This window comes from Paenibacillus cineris (assembly GCF_018333335.1).
Taxonomy (GTDB): Bacteria; Bacillota; Bacilli; order Paenibacillales; family Paenibacillaceae; genus Paenibacillus_AQ; species Paenibacillus_AQ favisporus.
Genome location: NZ_BORU01000001.1, coordinates 495,897 through 518,335, shown reverse-complemented (window position 1 = coordinate 518,335; position 22,439 = coordinate 495,897). Strand labels below are relative to the sequence as shown.

The 22,439-nt window shown below is 54.3% G+C and carries 18 protein-coding genes; all 18 read right to left on the bottom strand.

Features of this window, described 5'->3' with window-relative positions; genetic code table 11:
- Positions 1–207 precede the first annotated feature (207 nt).
- The 18 genes from glnA to mqnC all read right to left on the bottom strand — a co-directional run bounded on the left by glnA (position 208) and on the right by mqnC (position 22,275).
- On the bottom strand, positions 208–1,632 hold the full coding sequence (gene glnA / locus KI379_RS02795; RefSeq protein ID WP_076170635.1) for a type I glutamate--ammonia ligase: 1,425 nt from the start codon (positions 1,630–1,632) through the stop codon (positions 208–210).
- Positions 1,633–1,892: 260 nt separating this feature from the next.
- Entirely contained in the window at positions 1,893–2,951 is a 1,059-nt protein-coding gene (gene aroF / locus KI379_RS02790) for a 3-deoxy-7-phosphoheptulonate synthase (RefSeq protein WP_076170636.1), read from the bottom strand.
- A gap of 337 nt (positions 2,952–3,288) precedes the next feature.
- Complete coding sequence (locus KI379_RS02785) at positions 3,289–4,245, bottom strand: 4-hydroxy-3-methylbut-2-enyl diphosphate reductase (protein ID WP_212982716.1); 957 nt, start codon at positions 4,243–4,245, stop codon at positions 3,289–3,291.
- 47 nt (positions 4,246–4,292) lie between these two features.
- Complete coding sequence (locus tag KI379_RS02780) at positions 4,293–5,750, bottom strand: sensor histidine kinase (RefSeq protein ID WP_212982715.1); 1,458 nt, start codon at positions 5,748–5,750, stop codon at positions 4,293–4,295.
- Positions 5,751–5,753: 3 nt separating this feature from the next.
- Positions 5,754–6,443 carry a response regulator transcription factor gene (locus KI379_RS02775; protein ID WP_076170639.1) on the bottom strand — a complete coding sequence of 230 codons (690 nt, stop codon included), beginning with the start codon at positions 6,441–6,443 and terminating at the stop codon, positions 5,754–5,756.
- Between the two features lie 144 nt (positions 6,444–6,587).
- On the bottom strand, positions 6,588–8,249 hold the full coding sequence (locus tag KI379_RS02770) for a S1C family serine protease (protein WP_212982714.1): 1,662 nt from the start codon (positions 8,247–8,249) through the stop codon (positions 6,588–6,590).
- Between the two features lie 135 nt (positions 8,250–8,384).
- Entirely contained in the window at positions 8,385–9,041 is a 657-nt protein-coding gene (locus KI379_RS02765; protein WP_212982713.1) for a response regulator, read from the bottom strand.
- A gap of 45 nt (positions 9,042–9,086) precedes the next feature.
- Positions 9,087–10,100: a HAMP domain-containing sensor histidine kinase gene (locus KI379_RS02760; RefSeq protein ID WP_212982712.1), complete on the bottom strand. Its 1,014-nt coding sequence runs from the start codon at positions 10,098–10,100 to the stop codon at positions 9,087–9,089.
- Between the two features lie 4 nt (positions 10,101–10,104).
- Positions 10,105–11,211: a cell wall-active antibiotics response protein LiaF gene (liaF, locus tag KI379_RS02755; RefSeq protein ID WP_212982711.1), complete on the bottom strand. Its 1,107-nt coding sequence runs from the start codon at positions 11,209–11,211 to the stop codon at positions 10,105–10,107.
- Between the two features lie 215 nt (positions 11,212–11,426).
- Positions 11,427–11,603 carry a hypothetical protein gene (locus KI379_RS02750; protein WP_163878701.1) on the bottom strand — a complete coding sequence of 59 codons (177 nt, stop codon included), beginning with the start codon at positions 11,601–11,603 and terminating at the stop codon, positions 11,427–11,429.
- Positions 11,604–11,799: 196 nt separating this feature from the next.
- Positions 11,800–12,345, bottom strand: a complete 546-nt coding sequence (locus KI379_RS02745) for a 3D domain-containing protein (RefSeq protein ID WP_116232664.1) — start codon at positions 12,343–12,345, stop codon at positions 11,800–11,802.
- A 395-nt stretch (positions 12,346–12,740) separates the two neighbouring features.
- Entirely contained in the window at positions 12,741–14,681 is a 1,941-nt protein-coding gene (gene thrS / locus KI379_RS02740; protein WP_089545737.1) for a threonine--tRNA ligase, read from the bottom strand.
- 410 nt (positions 14,682–15,091) lie between these two features.
- Entirely contained in the window at positions 15,092–15,991 is a 900-nt protein-coding gene (locus tag KI379_RS02735) for a putative sporulation protein YtxC (protein WP_212982710.1), read from the bottom strand.
- 237 nt (positions 15,992–16,228) lie between these two features.
- Positions 16,229–17,869, bottom strand: coding sequence for a hydantoinase/oxoprolinase N-terminal domain-containing protein (locus KI379_RS02730; protein ID WP_244879176.1), 1,641 nt, complete (start codon positions 17,867–17,869; stop codon positions 16,229–16,231).
- Positions 17,862–18,980, bottom strand: coding sequence for a DUF917 domain-containing protein (locus KI379_RS02725; RefSeq protein WP_212982709.1), 1,119 nt, complete (start codon positions 18,978–18,980; stop codon positions 17,862–17,864). The genes KI379_RS02730 and KI379_RS02725 overlap by 8 nt, the downstream gene beginning before the upstream one ends.
- 9 nt (positions 18,981–18,989) lie before the next feature.
- Positions 18,990–20,300, bottom strand: coding sequence for a cytosine permease (locus tag KI379_RS02720; RefSeq protein WP_144025425.1), 1,311 nt, complete (start codon positions 20,298–20,300; stop codon positions 18,990–18,992).
- Between the two features lie 48 nt (positions 20,301–20,348).
- Positions 20,349–20,930 carry a TetR/AcrR family transcriptional regulator gene (locus KI379_RS34220; protein ID WP_212982708.1) on the bottom strand — a complete coding sequence of 194 codons (582 nt, stop codon included), beginning with the start codon at positions 20,928–20,930 and terminating at the stop codon, positions 20,349–20,351.
- A 211-nt stretch (positions 20,931–21,141) separates the two neighbouring features.
- Positions 21,142–22,275 (bottom strand): cyclic dehypoxanthinyl futalosine synthase, encoded by a 1,134-nt coding sequence (gene mqnC, locus KI379_RS02710; RefSeq protein ID WP_089545734.1) that lies wholly within the window; start codon positions 22,273–22,275, stop codon positions 21,142–21,144.
- Between the last annotated feature and the right edge of the window lie 164 nt (positions 22,276–22,439).

Sequence of the window (22,439 nt, the reverse complement as noted above, 5' to 3'; positions counted from 1 at the left end):
CGGTCGCCTTTGTTTTCCCGTTTCTACCGCAAACAGCGGCTAGTTCAAGAAACGGGAAAACAACACGCGAGTGGAGGAATGCGGTGGCTGCGGAGCGCCCCCAACACGCGAGTGGAGGAATGCGGAGTACGCGCAGCGTCCCCCAAACAAAGAGGCTGCCCCTCCAGTCATCCCTGACCGGAGAGGGCAGCCATTTCTTGATACGAATTAGCAGTCGAAGTACAGACCGTACTCGTGCGGATGCACGCGGATCGAAACGGCTTTCGCTTCAGCACGCTTCAGGCTAACGAAGTTATCAATGAATTCTTTGGTGAATACGCCGCCTTCCAGAAGGAAGTCGTAATCAGCTTCCAGAGCGTCCAATGCTTCGTCCAAGGTGCCTGGTACGCTGCGGATTTCCGCTTTTTGATCGTCGGAGAGCTCATAGATGTTTTTGTCCATCGGTCCGTATCCGAGCTCAACCGGATTGATTTTGCGCTTGATACCGTCCAGACCGGCCATCAGCATAGCCGAGAAGGCCAGGTAAGGGTTCGCCGTGGAGTCCGGTGTACGGAACTCGATGCGGCAGCCTTTAGGCGTTACAGCGGCGACTGGAATACGGATCGCTGCGGAACGGTTACCTTTCGAGAACACGAGGTTAACCGGTGCTTCGTAGCCAGGAACCAGACGCTTGAAGGAGTTTGTCGACGGGTTCGTGATGGCAATCAAGGCCGGAGCATGGTACAGGATACCGCCGATGTAGTTCAGCGCCATTTCGCTCAGGTTCGCATAAGCGCCTTTTTCATAGAACAAAGGCTCGTCGCCATTGAAGATGGACTGGTGAACGTGCATGCCGCTTCCGTTGTCGCCAAAGATCGGTTTTGGCATGAAAGTAGCCACTTTACCGTATTGACGTGCTGTGTTGTGAACGATGTATTTGTACAGCAAGAGGTTATCCGCTGTTTTCTTCAGGGTATCGAAACGGAAATTGATTTCCGCTTGGCCTGCAGTGGCCACTTCATGGTGATGACGCTCGATGCGGAGGCCGGCTTCTTCCAGCAAACGACACATTTCGCTGCGGATGTCTTGTTGGGTGTCGACCGGTGCAACAGGAACGTATCCACCTTTTACGCGTACTTTGAAGCCAAGGTTGCCGCCTTCTTCTTTACGGTTCGTGTTCCACGAAGCTTCTTCGGAATCCACGAAGTAAGAAGAACTGTTCATGCCGCTTTCGTAACGGACGTCGTCAAAAATAAAGAATTCGGATTCAGGTGCAAAGAAGGCTGCCGTACCAACGCCGCACTGTTGCAGATACTCTTCGGCTTTGGCTGCAATGCTGCGCGGATCGCGCTCATAGCGCTCGCCGTCCGGCGTGTTGATGTTACACATGATGTTCAGTGTCGGATGAGCGGTGAATGGATCGACAAAAATCGATTCCGGATCTGGCATCATAACCATGTCCGATTCTTCGATTCCCCGGAAACCGGCGATGGAAGAGCCGTCGAACGCAACCCCGTTCACGAACGTTTCTTCATCCACTTCAGAGGCAGGCAAAGAAATGTGATGCGCACGGCCAGCCAAATCTACGAAACGGAAATCCACCCACTCAATTGCTTTCTCCTGAATTGTTTTTAATACGTTTTCAACCGACATGCTCTCTTCCTCCCAATTTCCGAACATTTCCCCGCATTTAAAACGTAAACGTTCAGTATCTAATGATTTATGTCGTCATTATAAAACTTCAAACCTGACATCGTCAATATGTATGTAAGGTATTTTTAAAAATGGTGTGAGGTATCCTTACACTTTTCAACACTTTATTTGCACTAATTGCAAATAGCCTGCACGGACCGATTTTCTGGGGAAAATCAGCCGGCAGGCTTCGATGTCTATACTGTATTACCGGGGAAATATTATACTCCTACTTTAAAGGCTTCAGCAGGCGCCTTGGACGTACTGAATGTACGCCCGACGAGCGGTGCCAGCTTCTCCAGGTCCTTAAGGAGCGCGGCGAACTGGTCCGGGAACAGAGACTGCACGCCGTCTCCGGTCATCGAGTTGTCCGGGTCTGTATGCATCTCGATAATCAGTCCATTAGCACCAGCCGCAACCGAGGCTTTGGACATAGGCTCTACCAGCTCTCTGCGGCCCGTGCCATGGCTCGGATCGGAAATGACCGGCAGATGGCTCAGCTGCTGCAGGACAGGAATAGCCGACAGATCCAGCGTATTGCGGGTATAACTTTCGAATGTACGGATTCCGCGCTCACAGAGCATGACGTCCGGGTTGCCGCCAGCAAGGATGTATTCCGCCGCATTCAGCAGCTCATCGTAGGTGGCGCTGAAACCGCGCTTGAGCAGTACCGGTTTACCGCAAGTTCCCAGCTTGCGCAGCAGGTCAAAGTTCTGCATATTCCGCGTGCCCACCTGCAAAATATCGGCATATTCGGCGCAAATATCCACGTATTCCGGTGTCATGACTTCCGTAATAGTCAGCAGGCCGTGCTTTTGTCCGGCTTCAGCCATCATAATAAGACCTTCGACACCAATCCCTTGGAAGCTGTATGGTCCTGTCCGTGGCTTGAAGGCCCCGCCTCTCAGCACCTGTCCGCCGGCAGCCTTCACCAGGCCCGCAATTTCATCAATCTGCTCGGGGGATTCAACCGCACAGGGTCCTCCCATGACGACGAGCTCGTCGCCGCCGATTTCCACGCCTTTTATCTTGATCACCGTGTTCTCCGGATGAAAATCACGGCTTGCCAATTTGTATGATTTGGTAATCTTCACTACATTCTCTACTCCCTTCATTTGACGCAGGTGCTCAGCAAGCTGCGGGTTGACCTGACCGATCAGCCCAATGACCGTCCGGTCTGCGCCTTTGGAAACAGAAGCCTGCAGTCCTTCCTTCTCAATCACACGCACAATATCCGCAATTTGTTCTTCCGGAGTCGTATTGGATGTAATTACGATCATGGCTATCATTCCTCCTGTGAAGCGCCTCGCTTCAGCGTACGCTTCTCGTATATTTTCAAATGATTCGGTATCTTTATCTGGTCTACCGTTCTCGCCTCTCACTTCACTAATACGCTTAAACGCGTTTTCGCTTTTAAGCTTTTATCCGCTAAAGCAACTATATCGGAAATCCACCTATCCGTCAACCCTAAATCTAAAATGGGCATCCTCCCCCTACCGATCTGGTCTATTTTCTTCTGTAGGGCCAGATCATATCAGGGACAGCAAATCATCATGGTCTAGAAAAAAAAGAAGCAGGCCCCCATTAAATGGAAGCCCCGCTTCATCTTATTCGTAATTATGCCTTGGTGCCTCCTGCCGCTTTTACGGGCGGAAGCAGTTTCTTCATATTGACCGTGCGCTTGATTTCCCACGTATCCGGATTCTCCGGATCGTATTGTTCCAAATATGCGATCACTTCCTTGGTGATCGGGGTCGGCGTGGAAGCGCCGGAAGTGACGGCCACTTTGGATATGCCTTCAAGCCATTCGCGTTTCAGCTCGGTAATGTCGGCAATCCGGTAAGCCTTGACGTTGGCAATTTCTTCGGAGACCTGAGCCAGCCGGTTGGAGTTGTTGCTCCTCGGGTCGCCGACAACGATCACCAGATCCGCTTGTCCAGCCTGCTCCGCGACCGCTTCCTGCCGCACCTGGGTGGCCAGGCAGATCTCATTGTGGACCTCGGCGGACGGATACAGCTCCAGCAGCTTTTTCATAATGGCCTTAATGTCCCATTGGCTCATCGTCGTCTGGTTCGTAATAATGATGCGGGAGGCGGATATGCGCAGATTGGCAATCTCGTCTTCCTTCTCGATCAGATGAACGTGATCTGGCGCAATGCCGATGGCGCCTTCGGGTTCGGGATGGCCCTTCTTGCCAATATAAATCACCTCATACCCTTCCGCCACTTTCTCGCGGATCAGGTCATGAGTCTTGGTGACGTCCGGACAAGTCGCGTCAACGGTCGTAAGACCTTTGTCCCGGGCCAGCTTCCGGACTTCCGGCGAAACGCCGTGGGCGGTAAAGATAACCGTGCCTCTGTCCACCTGGTTCAGGATCTCCATCCGGTTCGGTCCGTCGAGCGTGATGATCCCTTCGTCTTCAAAAGAATTCGTGACATGACTGTTGTGCACGATCATGCCCAATATATAAATCGGCCGGGGGAGGTCCAGGTTCTGGGCTGCCTGGCGCGCCAGCACCATGGCATCGACCACGCCGTAGCAGTACCCCCGGGGCGAAATTTTAATCACTTCCATGACTTTCACCTGCTTTCTCTGGCATGCCTTAACCTAACCATTATACCCTATTCCAAAGGGACGGGAAAGACGACCGGCAGCCAGATAATGAAGGTAGTACCTTCCCCTTGGCGAGTAACGACCTCGACCGAGCCGTTCAGCTCGTCGATAATCCATTTGGCGATGGACAAGCCCAGCCCGATGCCCTCCGTCATGCCGCGGGACTGATCCGCACGGTAGAACCGGTCAAAGATATACGGCACCTCGTCCTTGTCCATGCCGATGCCCGTATCGGCAATTCGGATGCCCACCTGATCTTCATACAGCAATGCGTCAAACGTCACTTGGCCTTCAGGTGTATACTTAAATGCGTTTTCAATAAAAATGAACAGCATCTGCTGCATATAGTCCTTATTGCCGTTGACATAGACGCCGTTCAGGATCGAAAAGTCACCGGTGATCCAATCAGCCTGCCGCGGCAGGAATTGGGCCCTTCTGGCCACTTCCTCCACGAGAATTTCGAGCGGAATCGGCTGCTTGTCAAACGTCCGTCCCGTGTCGGCCCGGGCCAGAGAGAGCATGTCGCCGACGAGTCGGCTCATCCGCTTGGATTCGTCGGCAATGTCGCTGATGGCCTCCCTGGTCATCTGCTTCAGCGTCGCTTCGTCCAGCTTCGGACGGTCTGCTTCCTCGTCTGACCACATTTTCTCCAGCAGATCCACGTTGCCGCGGATCGTCGTCAGCGGTGTCCGCAGCTCATGCGAAGCGTCGGATACGAACCGTCGCTGCGTCGCGTAAGATTCCTCGAGGTTTTTATAAAAGCCCTCCATCCGTCCCAGCATGCTGTTGACCGTGTCGATCAGCTGTCCGACTTCATCCTGGGGCCCGTCGTAATCGATGCGGACGCTGAGGTCCTGGCCGTTCTGGATCTGGCTCGCCGCTTCGATGACGTTGCCGATCGGGCTCATAGATTTGCGGGCCAGGAACAGACCGAGCGAGGAGGCCACGATGATCATGATCGTTGCGCTGATGACCAGAATATTCCGCAGCAAGGTCAGCAGTTCCACTTCATGCCCCGTATAAATGGCTAGCTGAAGCATTGCAACCACCTGGCCGGTAGTGCTTTCCGTAATGGTACCCTGGTATAGGTAAAAAGGGTTTCCCTGGATATACACGGTTTTAAAACCCTGCTGTTTCACCGCATGATTGTAATCGGGATAAGGGAATTTAATGTTTAAAGCCCCCAAGTTTTCGGAAACGGATAATTTATTATTTACGTAATCAATCATCTGCACGAAAGTCTGCGAGGTTAAATCGGAAGGCGCCTCAAAACTAAAATAATTACTTCTGCGGTTCCAGTTCAAAACCACGGTCGGCTCGATTTTATTATACTGCTGAGCCAGCCGCTCTCTCACGGAATTATACGTATTAAAGTGGACGACCCCATACACCGCCGAACCGAACACGATCAGCGTTACGGCCAGAATGGCGGTATACCAGGCGGTCAAGCGCAATCTTATGGACATCTCTTATGAATCCCCTCTCAGGATATAACCTGCGCCGCGGATCGTTTGAATGACACGCTTCCCTCCGTGTTCTTCCGTCTTCTGACGGAGCATCGCAATGTACACTTCCAGCACGTTGGACTCACCGCTGTAATCGTAACCCCAGATTTTATCCATAATTAAGTCGCGGGACAGCACCCGTTTCGGATTTTGCATAAACAAATGAAGAAGCTCAAATTCCTTGGCCGTCAGCTCGAGGCGCTTGCCGCCCCGCAGCACTTCCCGGGAGTCGACGTCCAGCACGATGTCCTCATAGGTCAACCGGTGGTCGCCGGCTTCCTCCTGCCCCGGCTTCCGGCGCAGCAGCGCGCGCACTCTGGCCAGCAGCTCTTCCAGTGCAAACGGCTTGACGAGGTAATCGTCCGCCCCAAGGTCAAGCCCTTTGACCCGGTGCTCGATTTCATCCTTGGCGGTGAGCATCAGGATCGGCACCTGACTGCCGCCCTCCCGAAGCCTGCGGCACACTTCAAATCCGTCCACCTGCGGCATCATGACGTCCAGCACGACGATATCGGGCTCCCCGTTCAAAATGACCTTCAGTCCCTCTGCCCCATTGTTAGCGGTAATGACGTCGTACCCTTCAAATGCCAGCCCCCTGCGCAGCATGGAAATGATCTTTTCATCGTCGTCAATAATCAAAATTTTCGATCGCATTAACGGACTACTCCTTTATCTCTTTATCTTGTATCATGGCACAAGCCTCTGCTTCTTATTGTAGCAGTGAACATTTTCCTTTGCACCATGGTACGACAACAGCGGAAGGGAGTTCCCTTCCGCTGTCATATCATAGCGTATGGTTTACTGGCCGCTGACCGCGCTGTTGTCCGTGAATTTATTTTTGTCACCAATGGTGACCTGCAGATCCATCTTCTTGTTGTTGCGGACGATGTTCAGCGTCACTTTCGTGCCGACCTTTTGTTTCTGGATAAACGCGGTCAGATCGGAATTGGTTTTATAAGCCGTACCGTTCACGCCGGTAATAATGTCGTAAGGGCGGAGGTCCGCTTCGTAAGCCGGGGATTTGTACACAACCTCGGCGACGACGGAGCCCTCTTTAACATCGGAATCCATTTGTTTAGCCACTTCTTCAGTCATCGTCATCAATGACGCTCCGATAAACGGAACCGGATCCTTCGGAATTTCCTGGTTTTTCTCCAGCTTGTCGACGACGTTCTTGATCGTGCTCGTCGGAATCGCGAAGCCGATGCCTTGCGAATCGGCGCTGACGGCCACGTTCATGCCAATGACTTGGCCGCTCAGGTTGAGCAGCGGTCCACCGGAGTTACCCGGGTTGATCGAAGCGTCGGTTTGCAGCAGATGCTGATATTTGCGTGTGCCGCTGCCCGATTCCTCGCTGATATCGATGGAACGTTCACGGGCGCTCAGTACACCTGTCGTTACCGTATGGTCAAAGCCCTGCGGGTTACCGATCGCTACAACCGGCTCACCGACTTTCAGGCTCGAAGAATCGCCGAGCGGTACTGTCGGGAAGTTGTTGTTGCCTTCGATTTTCAGAACGGCAAGGTCGAGATCTTTGCTGCTGCCCAGAAGCTTCGCTTCGTAGGTCTTCTCGTCGTTCTCGATGGTTACCTGAATGACGTCGGCGTTCTCGACCACGTGCTGATTGGTCAGGATATAACCTTCCTTATTGTAGATAAAGCCGGAACCGATACCGTAAGGAACGAGCTGCGAAGGATTCGAACCCGAACCCGAGCCTTGGGATTGGGAATCCGATCCTGATCCACCGTAACCCGAATCGCCGCCGAACTGGTCTCCGAAGAAGTAGGAGAACGGATCGTTCAGGTAAGGATTACTTTGAGAATTGGTACGGCTGCTCTGTTTAACGAGCGTTTCAATTTTAACGACCGCCGGGCCCGCTTCTTGTACTACCCCGGATACATCCGTTGGTTTCGAAAGCGGCAGCGAGGTCGTATTCGCCTTCCCGGTAGGCTCGCTGTTGTCGGCTGCAGCTGACACCGTTGTGGCTGTTTCGGACGTGAGCGATGTGTTAGGCGTAAAGAGATTCATGCGATCCGCCGTAAACATCAGCCCGGTGATGACAACCATGCCGGCGAGGAAGGAAATCAGCACCGTTTTTACCGAGGTTTTCGGACGCTGGTTAAACTGCCAGTTACCGCCGTTGCTGCCGCCATTGTTACCGCCACCCGAACCCCCGCTGCGTCCGGGGCTGCCGGACTCGCCGGAGCTGTGGTACTGGCTGGAGGTTACCGGAAGCTGTCTGACCGGATTCGGAGGAGTGATCTCCACTTCCTCTGAGTGCGGCCTGTCGGAGGGCTCACTGCCTGGATGCTCTGTATTGTTGTCTTTTCCAAGGGACTTAAACGGCCCGTAGGAATAGTAATAAGATGAATTATTCGAATCGGAAGACGGCTGTTCACGCTTTGTTGGCTCTTGATCAAACGAATCTTCCGGCTGGCCAAATCTGTTTCTTTCGTCCATGTGATTCATGCCTCCTGCTTTCCCTGATTTATAGCGTTCCGTAAGGGATATTGTTTAACTGTTTATATCATGTACTATAAACCTTAATGACAGATTAAAAACAATTAAAAAGCAGATAAAACATGTCGGGAAAGGCTATGACTGCACCCATCCTTTGCGGTGGGCGTAGATGGCCAGCTGCGTCCGGTCTTCCAGCTCGCATTTCATCAGCAGGTTGCTCACATGGGTCTTAACTGTTTTGATGCTGATATGCAGCTCCTCAGCGATATCCTTGTTGCTTTTGCCTTCGGCGACGAGCAGCAGCACTTCCTTCTCGCGTTCGGTCATCCCGGTGGAATCCCCCTGAACGGTCCGCTGGCGGATGCCTCTAGTCAGCGCCTGGGACACATCCCCCGTCATGACCGGCATGCCCCGGTTGGCCCCTTGCAGCGCATAGATCAGTTCGTCGGCCGATACGGTCTTCAGCACGTAGCTGACAGCTCCGGCTTCCACCGCTTCCACCACCAGGTCGTCTTCGAGAAAGCTCGTCAAAATGACGATCTTGATCGAAGGGTATCTCGCCAGAACGGCCCGTGTCGTTTCGGCACCGTTCATCACCGGCATCATCAGATCCATCAGCACCAGATCGGGATGCTCCTCCTGCGGCCGCTGGTCCAGCCAGTCCAGCAGCTCTTTGCCATTGCCTGCTTCCCCGATCACTTCAAAGGAAGGCTCCAGCATCAAATATGTTTTCAGTCCCATTCTGACCATATCGTGATCATCCACGATGACCACCTTCACGCTCTCTGCCATTTTCGATTTCCCCCTGCCTGTATTGATGAACCGTTCAAGATAAACTTATGTAAACTTCGGTATATGTACACGGATGGTCGTGCCCGCGCCTTGGCGGCTCATAATTTCGACCTGTCCGCCCAGCTTCTCGGCCCGCTCCCGCATCGTTGAAAGTCCGTACGATCCCGGTCTGTGCGGAATCGAGTCAAAACCCTGGCCGTCGTCACTGATGCTGAGCACCACCTGCCGGCTCTCTTCGCGAAGCGACATGCTGACCAGTCTGGCGTGGGCATGCTTCACAATATTCGCCACCGCTTCCTGAATGATCAGAAACAGCTGGTGTTCGATCGCTTCAGACAGGCTGCCCTTCAGTTCGACCTCCTTCATGCCTTTGAGGCCGTTCTGGCGGCAGTAGTCCGGGAACCAAACTTCCAGCGCTTCAGCCAGGCTCTTGCCCTCCAGCTCGACGGGACGAAGCTGCGCAATCAGAGCCCGCATCTGCTTCTGGGCCATCTGGGACATCGTAATGAGCTGCTCCATAACGACTTTGCCCTGCTCCTCGTTCCGTTCAAGCACCCTCGGCAGCGACGACGCCGACATATGAATGGCGAACAGCTGCTGGCTGACGGTATCGTGCAGATCCCGGGCCATCCGCCGTCGCTCCTCGATAACAGCCGATTCCGCGGCTTTTTCCTTTTCGATGACTTCCTGCTCACCCATCCGCTGCAGCAGCTCCATTTTCTTTTCAATCGAATCCATCACATTGTTGAACTCATGATAGAGCCGGGCAAACGTCGGGTCATCGGTTTCGCCAATCCGTACCGACAGATTTCCTTTGGAAACCTGCAGCATGTTAAGCTCCAGCACATCGATGCGCCTCTGAATCCGCTGTCCGGCCATGTATCCGATGATGATCGACAACAGCAGAAACCCCAGGCAGGAATAAATCCATACCCAGGTTCCTTTAATAACGAGATATCCGCTGTCGCTGCCGATATAGAAAATCGCCGTCATCAGAAGGCCGGTCAGCATAAAGTAAAACAACAGCATCCATTTGGTATTTTTCATGATACTTTTCATACGATCAACCTACTTTGTTTACTTTAATATCACCGATAAACGCGCTGACGTTAATTTTGATTTTCTTGCGCGCTTCCTTGTAATACGGCGTACGGGTCGAAATGTTCCCCGCAAATCCGCTCCGCGATTCGTTCAGCACCGACATATCCCCGATAAAGGAGCTTGTGTTCACCGTGACGCCCAGATCGGTATCGTCCGGGATGTACACCTTGATATCGCCGATAAACGCGGAGATGTTGATTTTGGTCTCCCCATAAGGAATATGCGCCCGGGTCAGGTCCAGTACCGTGTCTCCGATAAATTGGGACAGGTTGGTCGGCTTCAGCTGGAAGGAGTCGTGTCCAAGATAAATATCCCCGATAAAAGAGGACTTGTTGATTTTCCCGTCGTGGTCGGATTCGCTGAAAGGGCCGTGGTGATCCCAATCATGATCCTCCGGCTCACGGAACGGTCCGCCCCGGCGGGCTTCCTCTCTGGCGTAATGCTTGTAGTATCTTTTGTAGTGCCGCTTGTACTTGTTCTTGTAGTGCTTCTTCATCCGGTCCATTTCGTCGTCATCGTCCGAATCCAAATCGTCCATATCAACGTCTTCCTCATAAGAGGATTTCGGCGGAACGCCCTGCGGTCCCTTCTCCTTGCTGTACGGAATGCCAAACTTTTCCTCGAACTGCCGGTCCAGGGACGAACCGTCAAGCTCTACCGGCTCCGGCGGTACCGGAGGTTCAGGCGTAAACGCAGGCTCCTCGGGACGGCGCTTGTCGGCTGGCGGAGGGGTCCGGTCATTCGGTTTGAAAATGACGTACAGCCCGCCGATAATCAGCAGCGCAGGAATGATGATTTTAAACAGATTGCCTGGCGAGATCCAGAGCCATCCCAGATTACGGCCCAGGAAATAAGCCCCGATCAGGAGCAGGATCGCCCCGCCAAAGAATGAGCGCCGGCCCTTGGCCAGCTCTTTGAGCCCCAAAACAACCAGAATCACCGGCCAGTAATCTCCGACCAGTCCCCAGAAGCTGACGTCGATATATCCGAGCTGATTCAACAAAAATACAACTCCGATCGCAATCAGCACCAGGCCTCCAAAAAGGCGGTCCACCCATTTTTTTTGCATAACCGTATCTCCTTTAACTCCATTGTTCATATCCTATAAAGTTCGCATCGCTTGCGAATCTGATATCAGTGTACAATAATGGCGGCCAGGCCGACAGCGGCGGCGGAATGATCCTGTTCTCGGTCCGCAGACCGAGACGCATTACTTTTTTTTCCATATAAAAATAAAACACCCGCTTTTCAGCGGGTGCTTTAGAAAAATTGACGAAAGAATGATTATTGTTGATCGTTTTGTTTAAATTCTTCGTCAAACTTTTGGTTAGGTGTTTTGAAATTGCTGCTTTGTACTTTTTGCTTTTGCGTGGAAGTTGCGCTCTCGTTTCCGATTTCTGCAAACTCCTCGTCAAACTTTTCGTTTGGCGTTTTGAAGTTGCTGCTTTGTTTCTTTTGCATTTGGTTTCACCTCCCTGTAGCTTGTCTGGCCGGGGATCCAAGCATCGCTTTACCCCTGTCGTAGTATGTGAAGCCTCCTGGAATTTATACCGTTCTACGGCAAATTTGAAGAATGGAAAACGATACATGTATGGCACCGAAAAACAATAAAAGCCCTGCAGCACCGCGTTCCGGGCCCAGGGCTTCTTTATTATGTTCACACCGCTTCATCCAGCAGCGAAGCCGGGACGGTCTTATACGTTTGGATCGCTTTTCCCAACGTCTGCAGCATTTCCTCGCTGCATTTGCCGTTCCCCCGTTTGATCACAAACACGTCCACCTCTTTTTTCCCCCACTCCTTATACACCTGCTTGGTCGTGGAGAAATACAGGTCGATCTTACGGCCCTTGATGGCCGAACCGGTATCCGCAACAACACCATAACCGTAGCCTGGCACATAAAGGATCGTTCCGAGCGGGAACCATTTCGGATCGGCCGCGATCGTCGAAATCGTATTTTTGTCCCTGCGCACCTTTACGCCGGAATACGTAATGCCGTATGACGGATGGCTCGGATGTTTGCCCGTAGATTCATAACCCGCGGTGTATCCAGTGGCTGTGACTTTGACCTTGCGGATAACCTGCTCCTGTCGCGGCATCAAGACCGGCATGGACGGCTCCTTAACGGCACCTGCCTCCTGCTGCGGTTTAACCTCGGCTTTGCCAATCGCGGGAACAGCCGCCTTGGCCGTATACTTGGGCATGAACTCATTTTGCTTAAATACGTTCTGTGCCGCCCTTTTTTTCAAATCAACCACCTGAAACATTTCCGGCTTCGTTGCATATTTTAACGGCTTTTGATAATAGTCATTGGCCGCCAGCATCGGACTCTTTGCACTTTCATTCCCCGTAACTCCGTCACTCTCCAGCAGCGAGAAGGATGCCGCATACATCTTGGGCGCCCCTGCAAGCATGCCAAACAGAAACATACAACACAAAATCCTCTGCCATGTTTTCACCTTGTTCATATGAAATCCTCCCCCTTTACTTGCGAGGATGTCCATATGTTCCGGCGTTTATACATGTAAAAGTGAAGTCGTCTCACTTTGCAGAGGATTGTGCAAGCTTATCAAGTTATCGTTTTACACGAGTTTGTGTCTTAGAAAATTTCGCGTTTCGCGATTTGTTCACGGAGCAGCGAAATCGCCTCATCCACGGTTTTGGCCCCGATGTCGCCTTCGCCGCGTTTGCGGATCGACACGGTTCCCGCGTTCATTTCGTTATCGCCGACGATGAACATGTACGGTACTTTCTCAAGCTGGCCTTCGCGGATTTTGTAGCCGAGCTTCTCATTGCGCACGTCCGCTTCCACGGATACGCCCTGAAGCTTCAGCTTCTCAGCCACTTCCTTGGCATAGCCTTCGAATGCGATGGAGACCGGAATGACCTTGACCTGCACCGGAGACAGCCACAGCGGAAGGTTGCCCGCGAAATTCTCCAGCAGGAAGGCCGTAAAGCGTTCCATCGTGCCCAGAATGCCGCGGTGGATGACCACCGGACGGTGCTTCTGCCCGTCGTCGCCTACGTATTCCAGTTCGAAGCGCTCAGGCAGCAGGAAGTCCAGCTGTACGGTGGACAGCGTTTCTTCCTTGCCAAGGGCGGTGCGGATCTGCACGTCGAGCTTCGGACCGTAGAAAGCGGCTTCGCCTTCGGCCTCGAAGAACGGGATGCCTGTTTCTTCTACAACCTCGCGCAGCATACGCTGGGACATTTCCCACATGGCATCGTTCGGGAAGTACTTCTCGGTATCCTCCGGATCGCGGTAGGAGAGGCGGAAACGGAAATCGTGGATGCCGAAGTCTTCATACACCTTCGTGATCAGCTGAATAACACGCAGGAATTCTTCCTTGATCTGATCCGGACGGCAGAAAATGTGGGAATCGTTCAGCGTCATCGCGCGTACGCGGTGCAATCCGGTCAGTGCCCCGGACATCTCGTAACGATGCTGCATGCCGAGCTCGGCGATCCGGATCGGCAGATCGCGGTAGCTGTGCATTTCGCTTTTGTACACCATCATATGGTGCGGACAGTTCATCGGACGGAGCACCAGCTCTTCGTTGTCGAGCTCCATCTTAGGGAACATGTCCTCTTGGTAATGCTCCCAGTGGCCGGAGGTCTTGTACAGTTCTACGTTACCGAGAACCGGCGTATAGACATGCTGGTACCCCAGGCTTTCTTCAAGGTCCACGATGTAGCGCTCAAGCGTGCGGCGCAGCTTGGCGCCTTTCGGCAGCCACATCGGCAGGCCTTGTCCCACCAGCTGGGAGAAAGTGAAGATGTCGAGCTCTTTACCGAGCTTGCGGTGGTCGCGCTTCTTGGCTTCTTCAAGAAAGTGAAGATGCTCATCCAGCTGCGCTTTCTTGACAAAAGCGGTTCCGTAGACCCGCTGCAGCATTTTGTTCTTGCTGTCACCGCGCCAGTAGGCACCGGCAACGCTCATCAGTTTAAACACCTTGATTTTGCCGGTGGAAGGCAGATGCGGTCCGCGGCAAAGGTCGAAAAATTCGCCCTGCTCATAGATTGTGATGACACTGTCCTCAGGCAGCGCGTTGATCAGTTCGAGCTTGTAGGGATCCCCGAGCTCACCGAAAATATCCAGCGCCTCCTTGCGGCTGACTTCCTTGCGGACGATCGGCAGGTTTTCGCCTACGATACGCTCCATTTCCTTTTCGATCTTCTGCAGATCTTCCGGATTGAGCGGATGCTCCAGATCCATGTCGTAGTAGTATCCGTCCTCGATGACAGGCCCGACGCCGAGCTTGACCTCTTTGGCCCCGAACAGGCGCTTCACGGCTTGGGCCGTCAAGTGCGCCGTACTGTGGCGCATCACTTCGAGGCCTTCCGGCGAATCGAGCGTAACGATTTCCACCGCGGCTCCTTCCACGAGCGGGGTGGACAAATCGACCACAATGCCGTTCAATTTCCCTGCGGCCGCATTTTTCTTCAGGCCGCTGCTGATCGAAGCGGCGACGTCTTCAATGGTGCTTCCGTCCGCATATTCGCGAACCGAGCCGTCTGGCAGTTTGATGCTTACTGACACGTTGTATTCCTCCTTGATATTTCGGCGGACAGCCGCCCTTTTCAAAATCGTACAGGCAACGCAAAAAAACACCCGTCCCTATACAAGGGACGAGTGTTTGTACCCGTGGTTCCACCCAACTTCGACAGACCTCCATATTCCCTGTTGCCAGTAAATACGAGATGGCTGTCCTTCAGCATCAGATAACGGAATGACCCGGCGGCTTATACTGAGCTTCCCCGACTGATCAAGAATCCGGGTAAACAGGTTCCAAACCGCAGCTGTAGAGGGGTAGACCGAAGCCGGAATTCGTGAGGAAATTTCAGCCAAGTTCCCTCTCTCTGACCGTCCGTATCTTCAGGTCCATGTCTCTGTCGACGCTTTTATCGAATTATGTGTAATTATAAATCCCTGTCCAGCGGCGAGTCAAGCTATATCTTCCCCGTTTCGCGGAAATAGGCGTGGCAGTCCGGGCAGTAACGGCAAATTTCCACCCGCTCATCGAAAATCTGCATCAGCGTGCGAACGACGGTCATATGCGGTTCCCGCGTATGAATGACGATTTTGGCAGGGGACACGGAAATCAGCGTCGTGACGACCGTATCCTCCATTTGCAGGTCCTGCTGGTCCAGCCGCTCCACCACGACGCCTTCATCATGACGGTACTCCAGCGGTCTTAAGTCACCGTCCAGCACGAGCAAATCCTGGCCTCCCTTATGAATGACATGGGCGATCGGCACCTGCGGCTGCTGGAAATAGACGAAGTATTTCAGAATGCTGACAAACTCCTCATACTGCCGGTCCATCAAAAACTCATCCACCGCGTACTCCACGACTTCCTTCAGCTCTTTAATGTAAGCAGCGGCACGAAAGGTCAGAAAACCGTCCACGTGGAGTAGCGGCCGTTCGCTCAGGCACTGCTTGATGCCGCGAACGAGCATATCGTAACGGCGGGACCATGCGCCCCCTTCGGAGCTTTTTTTCAGGCTCATCCGGCAGTGCTTCAAAATTTGCTCTTTTTCCTCCGGATCGGGAAAATCAAAATCATCGGCCAGAATCTTCTCGATCAGCCGCTGCTCCTTTTCCTGCAAAATGTAATGGGCCACCGTCTTGGCGGCAGCGGCGTACACCTGCTGCAGATGATGCTCCTTAAAGAACCGCGGATCGTCCTCCCGGCAGCTCCACAGCATCATATCCTCATGGACCGTACAGCTGATTGCGAGTGATTTGTACTTGTTATGTAAAACCTGGTTCGCTTCCGAAACCATGCGCTTATATTCCTCCGCTTCCCGCGGACTAAAGGTTCGGGCTGCTATGCTGAACAGTTCCATGGAGAACACTCCTTTCAAATTCCTTCTTACAAAGTATATGTTTTAGCCGGGGGGATATACGGGAGGGATCGATGGAAAACAGGCTAACATTTCTCAGTTAAAATCGACATGAAATGCTTGGTAAATGGGGGTTTCCGCTGAATAAAAAAGGTACCTTTTGCCGGGAAATAATAAAGGGCCTCCCCCTTTGAACACCAAAGGAAGAGGCCCCTATTCATATCTGAAATCGATGGGTTGTCAAGCCAGCCGGCCCGCAGCCTTGACCTTTACGAGCAGTGCGTTGCCCGGCAGGTATGCAAGCGGAATATCCTCGGAAAATACGACCTGAACCGTATCCCGCTCCGCCCCGGCTAGGACGGCCTGCTGAATGGCATGGTTCTTCGCATCAAGCATCGCTTCGTCATACGTCATCTCGTCCAGCGCGTAGATCCGCTCGGTCTCGCCGCTGACTTCCCCGAGCGCGGCGCCGATGGCGTTGGCGGCGTCGTAATGGTCGGGTCTGACAATCCGCGCGACGCCTTCAAGACGGTCTGCCACAAGGATGCTGCCGCCGCCGACAAGCACGACGTCGACCGGATCGGAGCTCGTCTTCATGCGGTCGATCGCGTCCTCGATGTCGCGCGTGATGATGCCGTCCGCCTGGCGGCACACCGTCTCGTTCAGCCCGGCTGTGTCTGCGCCGTTCCAGGCGTGGCGTCCGAGCTTCACGGCCACGTCGGTGGCCGTCAGCGTGTCGCCGCCGAAGATCCGGCCGCGCTGCAGCAGCTCGTAGCCGACGCTGTCCGGCCCGACGGTGACGCCGCCGGCTGCATCCTGCCGCACGATCGTGCCGCCGCCGATGCCGATGGACAGAATGTCCGGCATCCGGAAGTTCGTGCGCACGCCGCCGATCTCGACCGCGGCCGAGGATTGGCGCGGGAAGCCGTGGGCGAGCACACCGATGTCTGTCGTCGTGCCGCCGATGTCCACGACGAGCGCGTCGCTGAGGCCCGACAGATGGGCCGCGCCCCGGATCGAGTTGGTCGGACCGCAGGCGATGGTCAGGATCGGGTAGCTCAGGGCGTAATCGCTGCGCATCAGCGTACCGTCATTTTGGCAAATGTAGACACCGGCCTGGATGCCAAAGCTCTCCAGCGCCTGCTCAAAGCCTCGGACGACGCCGGCAATGACGTTCAGCAGCGCAGCGTTCAGAAGCGAGGCGTTCTCGCGCTCCAGCAGTCCAATGCTGCCGATCTCATGGGAGAGCGTTACCGGCGTGTTCTCGCCGAGCACCGCTTTGACGATCTGCATCGCCCGCTTCTCCTGCTCGCCGTTGACCGGGGAGAACACGCCGCAGACCGCGACCGCGTCCACTTCTCCCCGCATCCGGCCCGCCACTTCGGCAATTTGTGCCTCATCCAAGCCGACGATCGCCCGGCCGTCATATTCATAACCGCCGCTCACCACATACGCATGCGGGCCGACCGCCGCCTTCAGCGCATCGTCCCAATCCGCAAGCGGCGGCACCGAGGTCGTTGCCGGGGCGCCGATGCGAATCAGACCGACCTTTCCCAGGTGCTTCCGCTCGACGATGGCGTTGGTGCAGTGCGTCGTTCCAAGCATCGCATAGCGGATCCGGGCCGGATTCACGCCGCTCTCTGCGAGCAGGCGGCGGATCGACTCCACGATTCCCTCGTTGACGTCGCGAGTCGTATGAACCTTGACCGTGTGCACCGGTCTCAGGCTGGAATCGAGGAGAGCCGCGTCCGTATTCGTACCGCCGACGTCGATGCCGATCCTGTAGAGGTCTTCGCCGCCGCCAAGTTTCTCCCTACCGGATGGAATCACGATATCGTTCAACGGACTGCTCATATTACTCACGTTCATCGGATTACTCATGAGCCGCGCCTCCTTTACCTTCGGCCAGTACTTCAATCGGCACGTATGACGTGTCGTAACCGAAGTATTGCGGCCCGACCGTCTCCAGTCCCTTCGGCGTACGCCATTTCGGGTCGCATGGGAAGCCGACGGCCGTCACGCGGGCGCCGTATTTCAGATTTTCCGTCGTAATCGGCATGCCCGTGTCCTGATCCAGCAGCGCAATGAGGTCCGGCGTCACCGCCAGGGATTTTCCATCCTCTGTTGCCAGCAGGAACTCGTTCTGGAAAAAGAGCTTCATCGTCCGGCCCTTCTGTGCATCCGTGCCATCGAATACCGCCTCGCCCCGCGTAAATCCGCCCTCCGTGCGGCGGCGGATATCCACGGCTTTGCCATGGAACAGCGCATAACCGCTCAGCTGCTTGAGCAGCGCTTCGATCGGGTTCTGCTTCCGCTCTTTGGACAGATACAGCGTCCGTCCGATTTCATAGGCTTGTGTCAGCGTATTGCGTACCACGCTGCGCTTCGCTTGGGCCCCTGTGACCGGATAGTCGCAGATCGACGCCGATCCGCCCATCTGAATCGTCACGGCCCGCGCCATCCGTTCCTCCCAAATGCCGTCGACGGCATGCATCAGCACAGCGTTTCCGCGTTCGTCCGCCATCGTAATCGGGCTGCAGTCGTACCCGTCGAGGTAGAACGTCACCATTTGCGACTCCGGAAAAGCGCGGCCCATGGCGTCGGCGTCCAGCATCGGAATGCCGCGCTCCGCCGCCGCGATGACCGGCACGAGCGAGTTGCCGCCGCCTACCTCGATCGGCATGATGGCCGCCACTTTACGACCAAGCTCCCGCTCGAGGAGATCGAGCGGCTTCGTCATCTGCTCGGCGGACGGAATTTTCTCGTTCATGACGGTCGGCGCACCGATCATCGACAGCGGCACGACCAGGTCGTCATCCGCCAGCTCGTCCGGCTGCAGGAGCCGAACCGGACCGTATTTGCGGATGGCCTCGATGGCCATCAATTTACCGATATGGGGATCGCCGCCCCCTCCGGTCCCGAGCACCGCCGCACCGACGGCAATATAATGGACGGCTTGCTCGTCCAGTTCCGTTAACACGTTGTTGTTCATGATGTAGATTTATCCTTTCTTACTTGCAATTTTTCCAATGATCCACTGTACGATAAAGGCAAAAACAAAGGCATCCAGCGCAGGGACGCGCGTCAATTGGAAGAGGCCGAACCCGTCCGGTGACGGTGTGGTCATATAAGCGAACAGCGTAGCCAAAATCCAGACAACCAGGGAACGGAAAATCCAGTTCCGGTTGCGGTCCAGCCCTTCAAACGTAAATTTCTTCCGGTCCACCAGCAGATACTCGGCAGTATACAGCCCTCCGATCGGCGACACGAAGCTCGTAATGACATTCAGAAACGACAGGAATTTGTCGTAAATGCCGAAGACGGCAAGCGAGGTGGCGATCAGTCCCGCAATGACGGTGATCCATTTTTTCGGGAACTTCTGAAATACGACCGAGAAGCCGAGCGACGCCGAATACAGGTTGTTCGTATTGGTCGTCCATTGCGCCAGTGTCAGAACGATGATGGCCGGCAGTCCGAGCCCGAGGGCGATAAAAATGTTCGTCAAATCGTCGGTGTCCATCAGCCGCGAGAGGAAAATCGCGATAATCGTCATCAAGCTGTTGCCGACGAAAAATCCGATAAATGCGGCCGTCACGGCATGCATCGGCGTGCGCGCCCAGCGCCCGATGTCCGGCGAGAGCACCGTACCGACGATAAAGATGCCGATGACAAGCGAAATGGCGATGCCCATCGGAATCGGCGCCCCGGCAATCGGTTCCCATATCGCCGACGTTCCTTTCGTCTTAAACGCCGCTACGATGGCGACGCCGATAAAAATGACCAGCAGCGGCACGGACCATACGCTGAGGCGCTCGATCGAGCGATAGCCCCAGATGGCTGTCGACATCATCAGCAAACCGCCGACAAAGGACAGCACGCCGAGCGGCAGGTCAATCCCCAGCAGCTTGTCAAAAGCGGTATGCATGTTCGACGAGAAAAATCCGACCTGCACGCCGAACCAGCCGAGCGAGAAAATTCCGAGCACGATCGATACGATGCGCGCACCAACGTTCCCGAACAGAAACCGGCTGATCATCGCGGTGGACAATCCCGTTTTCGCCCCGACATAAGCGCAAAGCGCGCCGATCAGACCGAGGATGACCGAGCCGACGATGGTTGCGGTCAGCGAGTCCGCCAAATTCATGCCGTTGCCAAGCTCCGCGCCGAGAAACATGGCAGACAGGTCGATCCCGATCGCGATCCAGACGAGCGACATGGACAACCATTTTTTGCGCAAATGCTGGGGAACGGGTTCCCTTTCAAAATCCTGTGTACTGCCTTCACTGCCGATAACTTGACTCGCTTCACTCATGTAAACCCATCCCCCTGTTGTACAATCTTCTCGGTGAGGTGACCCGCCTTACGAACGCACGCCGCTCCAGAAGGTCTCGAAGGCGTTGTTCACTTTGCGGGAGTACACCTCTTTGGAGGTGTAGTAGAAATATTGCATGCTCAAACCGTCCATCAAGTTCAAAAAAGCGTCCACGAGCTGCTGCACTGGCTGCTCCCGGACTGCCCCTTCCTCAATCCCCTGCACGATCCACCGTTCGACCGCCTGTGTCAGCAGCTCATCGGCCTGCAGAAATGCCTTCTCGATCGTCTCCTTCAGAAAGTCCGGCGGGAACAGCACGTACCGCAGCACGAACATGCTCGCCTCCGGATGCTGCCGGTAAAACTCCGATTGTCTGGACACCGCGCCGTACAGGCAGTCCCGGGCGCTCATCGCCTGCTTCTCCTCCGACAGCTCCTGAATAAAAGCGTTGTACGAGAGCATCGCTTCGCGAAAGACCGTCATAAACAGATCCTCTTTGTTTTCGAAAAAGGCGTAGATCGCCGGGGTTTTGACCCCGACTTCCTTGGCGATTTCGGAAAGGGCCGTTCCGTCGTACCCTTTTTCCCCGAACAGCCGCAGCGCGGCTTCCTTCAGCTTGTTTCTGGTCATGAAATATCCTCACACTTCCTGTTTAATTAACGTTAATTAAGTAAACTATACAAAATAACGCATAAAAATACAACGGCTATTTTTAAGAATTCAGAGGAAGAATAAATGGAAACCTGCAACGGGTACGTACCCTTGGCCTTTTGTACAACACAAAAAACCGCCTCGCATAAGCAAGGCGGCTGGTAATATCAAAAAATATTTAAGATCAGTTCTAGTTCTGCATGACGAAGTCGCGTTCCACCTGGGAACCTTCTTCAAAGACGCGAAGCGTCTCGTATCTCGTGTTCCGCTGCGCCGGGATTTTACCTGCTTCGCGGATCAGCTGCAGGATGGAAGTGATGTTAACCTTATGCACCGCACCCGCGGAGGACACGACGTTCTCTTCCATCATGGTGCTGCCGAAGTCGTTGCAGCCGTAGCTGAGGGACAATTTGCCCACTTCCGGTCCCATTGTGACCCAGGAGGACTGCAAGTTCGGCACGTTGTCCAGCACCAGGCGGCCGATCGCCACTGTCTTCAAATACGCTTCCGGCGTTTCGCGCTCCCGCTTCAAGCCCGTATTGTCCGGCTGGAATGTGAACGGAATAAAGGCGAGGAAGCCTTTCGAGTCGTAGCCGTTCGCGATGCATTCGTCCTGCGCGTCGCGGATGCGCAGCATATGCAGGGCGCGCTCTTCCATCGATTCACCGAAACCGATGACCATCGTGGCCGTCGTGTTCATGCCGATTTTGTGCGCCATCTGCATGACGTCCATCCAATCCCGCCAGGTTCCTTTATGCCGGCTGATCTTGGAGCGGATCCGGTCGTCGAGGATTTCGGCGCCGCCGCCCGGCAGGGAATCCAGTCCCGCCGCTTTCAGCTCGCGCATGACTTGTTCCAGAGACAGCCCCGACACTTCCACCATTTTGCGGATTTCCGCCGGCGAGAAGGAGTGCATCGTGATGTTCGGGAACCGCTGCTTGATGCCCTTCAGCAGGTTCGTGTAGTAATCGAACGGCAGGTACGGGTTCGTTCCGCCCTGCATTAGAATTTCCGTGCCGCCCACGTCTTCGGTTTCCTTGATTTTTTGGAAAATCACTTCGTCCGGCAAGGTATACCCTTCTTTGTGGCCTGGGACACGGTAAAATGCGCAAAATGTGCAGTATGTATCGCACACGTTTGTATAATTGACGTTCCGTCCGATGACGAAAGTCGTAATTGGATCGGGATGAACCCTCTTCATCATGATATCGGCAGCATGACCCATTTTCTCCACTTCATTGCTTTCGAACAATGTCACACTGTCTTCCAAATTCAGGCGTTCGCCCCGCAGTGCTTTATCCAGAATACGGTCAACCGCACTCATATTTGGCAGCCTCCTATCATATGTGAATTTTGTAACATAAATTAAAACATGACCAATACCATCTTAACACAATTGGCGCACAGGGCAAACGAAATTCATAGAATCCGTTGGCCGAACGCGGGCTGGCAAGCGTCGCGGGCTGGACGAAGGAAAGGCACCGCCGA

Bases quoted from the DNA above. Each gene is read 5' to 3' on its own strand.
- KI379_RS02780 (WP_212982715.1), bottom strand. From the start codon at position 5,750: ATGTCCATAAGATTGCGCTTGACCGCCTGGTATACCGCCATTCTGGCC.
- KI379_RS02725 (WP_212982709.1), bottom strand. From the start codon at position 18,980: ATGAACAACAACGTGTTAACGGAACTGGACGAGCAAGCCGTCCATTAT.
- KI379_RS02770 (WP_212982714.1), bottom strand. From the start codon at position 8,249: ATGGACGAAAGAAACAGATTTGGCCAGCCGGAAGATTCGTTTGATCAA.
- KI379_RS34220 (WP_212982708.1), bottom strand. From the start codon at position 20,930: ATGACCAGAAACAAGCTGAAGGAAGCCGCGCTGCGGCTGTTCGGGGAA.
- KI379_RS02735 (WP_212982710.1), bottom strand. From the start codon at position 15,991: ATGGAACTGTTCAGCATAGCAGCCCGAACCTTTAGTCCGCGGGAAGCG.
- aroF (WP_076170636.1), bottom strand. From the start codon at position 2,951: ATGATCGTAATTACATCCAATACGACTCCGGAAGAACAAATTGCGGAT.
- KI379_RS02760 (WP_212982712.1), bottom strand. From the start codon at position 10,100: ATGAAAAGTATCATGAAAAATACCAAATGGATGCTGTTGTTTTACTTT.
- KI379_RS02765 (WP_212982713.1), bottom strand. From the start codon at position 9,041: ATGGCAGAGAGCGTGAAGGTGGTCATCGTGGATGATCACGATATGGTC.
- KI379_RS02745 (WP_116232664.1), bottom strand. From the start codon at position 12,345: ATGCCCAAGTATACGGCCAAGGCGGCTGTTCCCGCGATTGGCAAAGCC.
- KI379_RS02750 (WP_163878701.1), bottom strand. From the start codon at position 11,603: ATGCAAAAGAAACAAAGCAGCAACTTCAAAACGCCAAACGAAAAGTTT.
- liaF (WP_212982711.1), bottom strand. From the start codon at position 11,211: ATGCAAAAAAAATGGGTGGACCGCCTTTTTGGAGGCCTGGTGCTGATT.
- mqnC (WP_089545734.1), bottom strand. From the start codon at position 22,275: ATGAGTGCGGTTGACCGTATTCTGGATAAAGCACTGCGGGGCGAACGC.
- KI379_RS02730 (WP_244879176.1), bottom strand. From the start codon at position 17,869: ATGAGTAATCCGATGAACGTGAGTAATATGAGCAGTCCGTTGAACGAT.
- KI379_RS02785 (WP_212982716.1), bottom strand. From the start codon at position 4,245: ATGGAAGTGATTAAAATTTCGCCCCGGGGGTACTGCTACGGCGTGGTC.
- KI379_RS02775 (WP_076170639.1), bottom strand. From the start codon at position 6,443: ATGCGATCGAAAATTTTGATTATTGACGACGATGAAAAGATCATTTCC.
- KI379_RS02720 (WP_144025425.1), bottom strand. From the start codon at position 20,300: ATGAGTGAAGCGAGTCAAGTTATCGGCAGTGAAGGCAGTACACAGGAT.
- glnA (WP_076170635.1), bottom strand. From the start codon at position 1,632: ATGTCGGTTGAAAACGTATTAAAAACAATTCAGGAGAAAGCAATTGAG.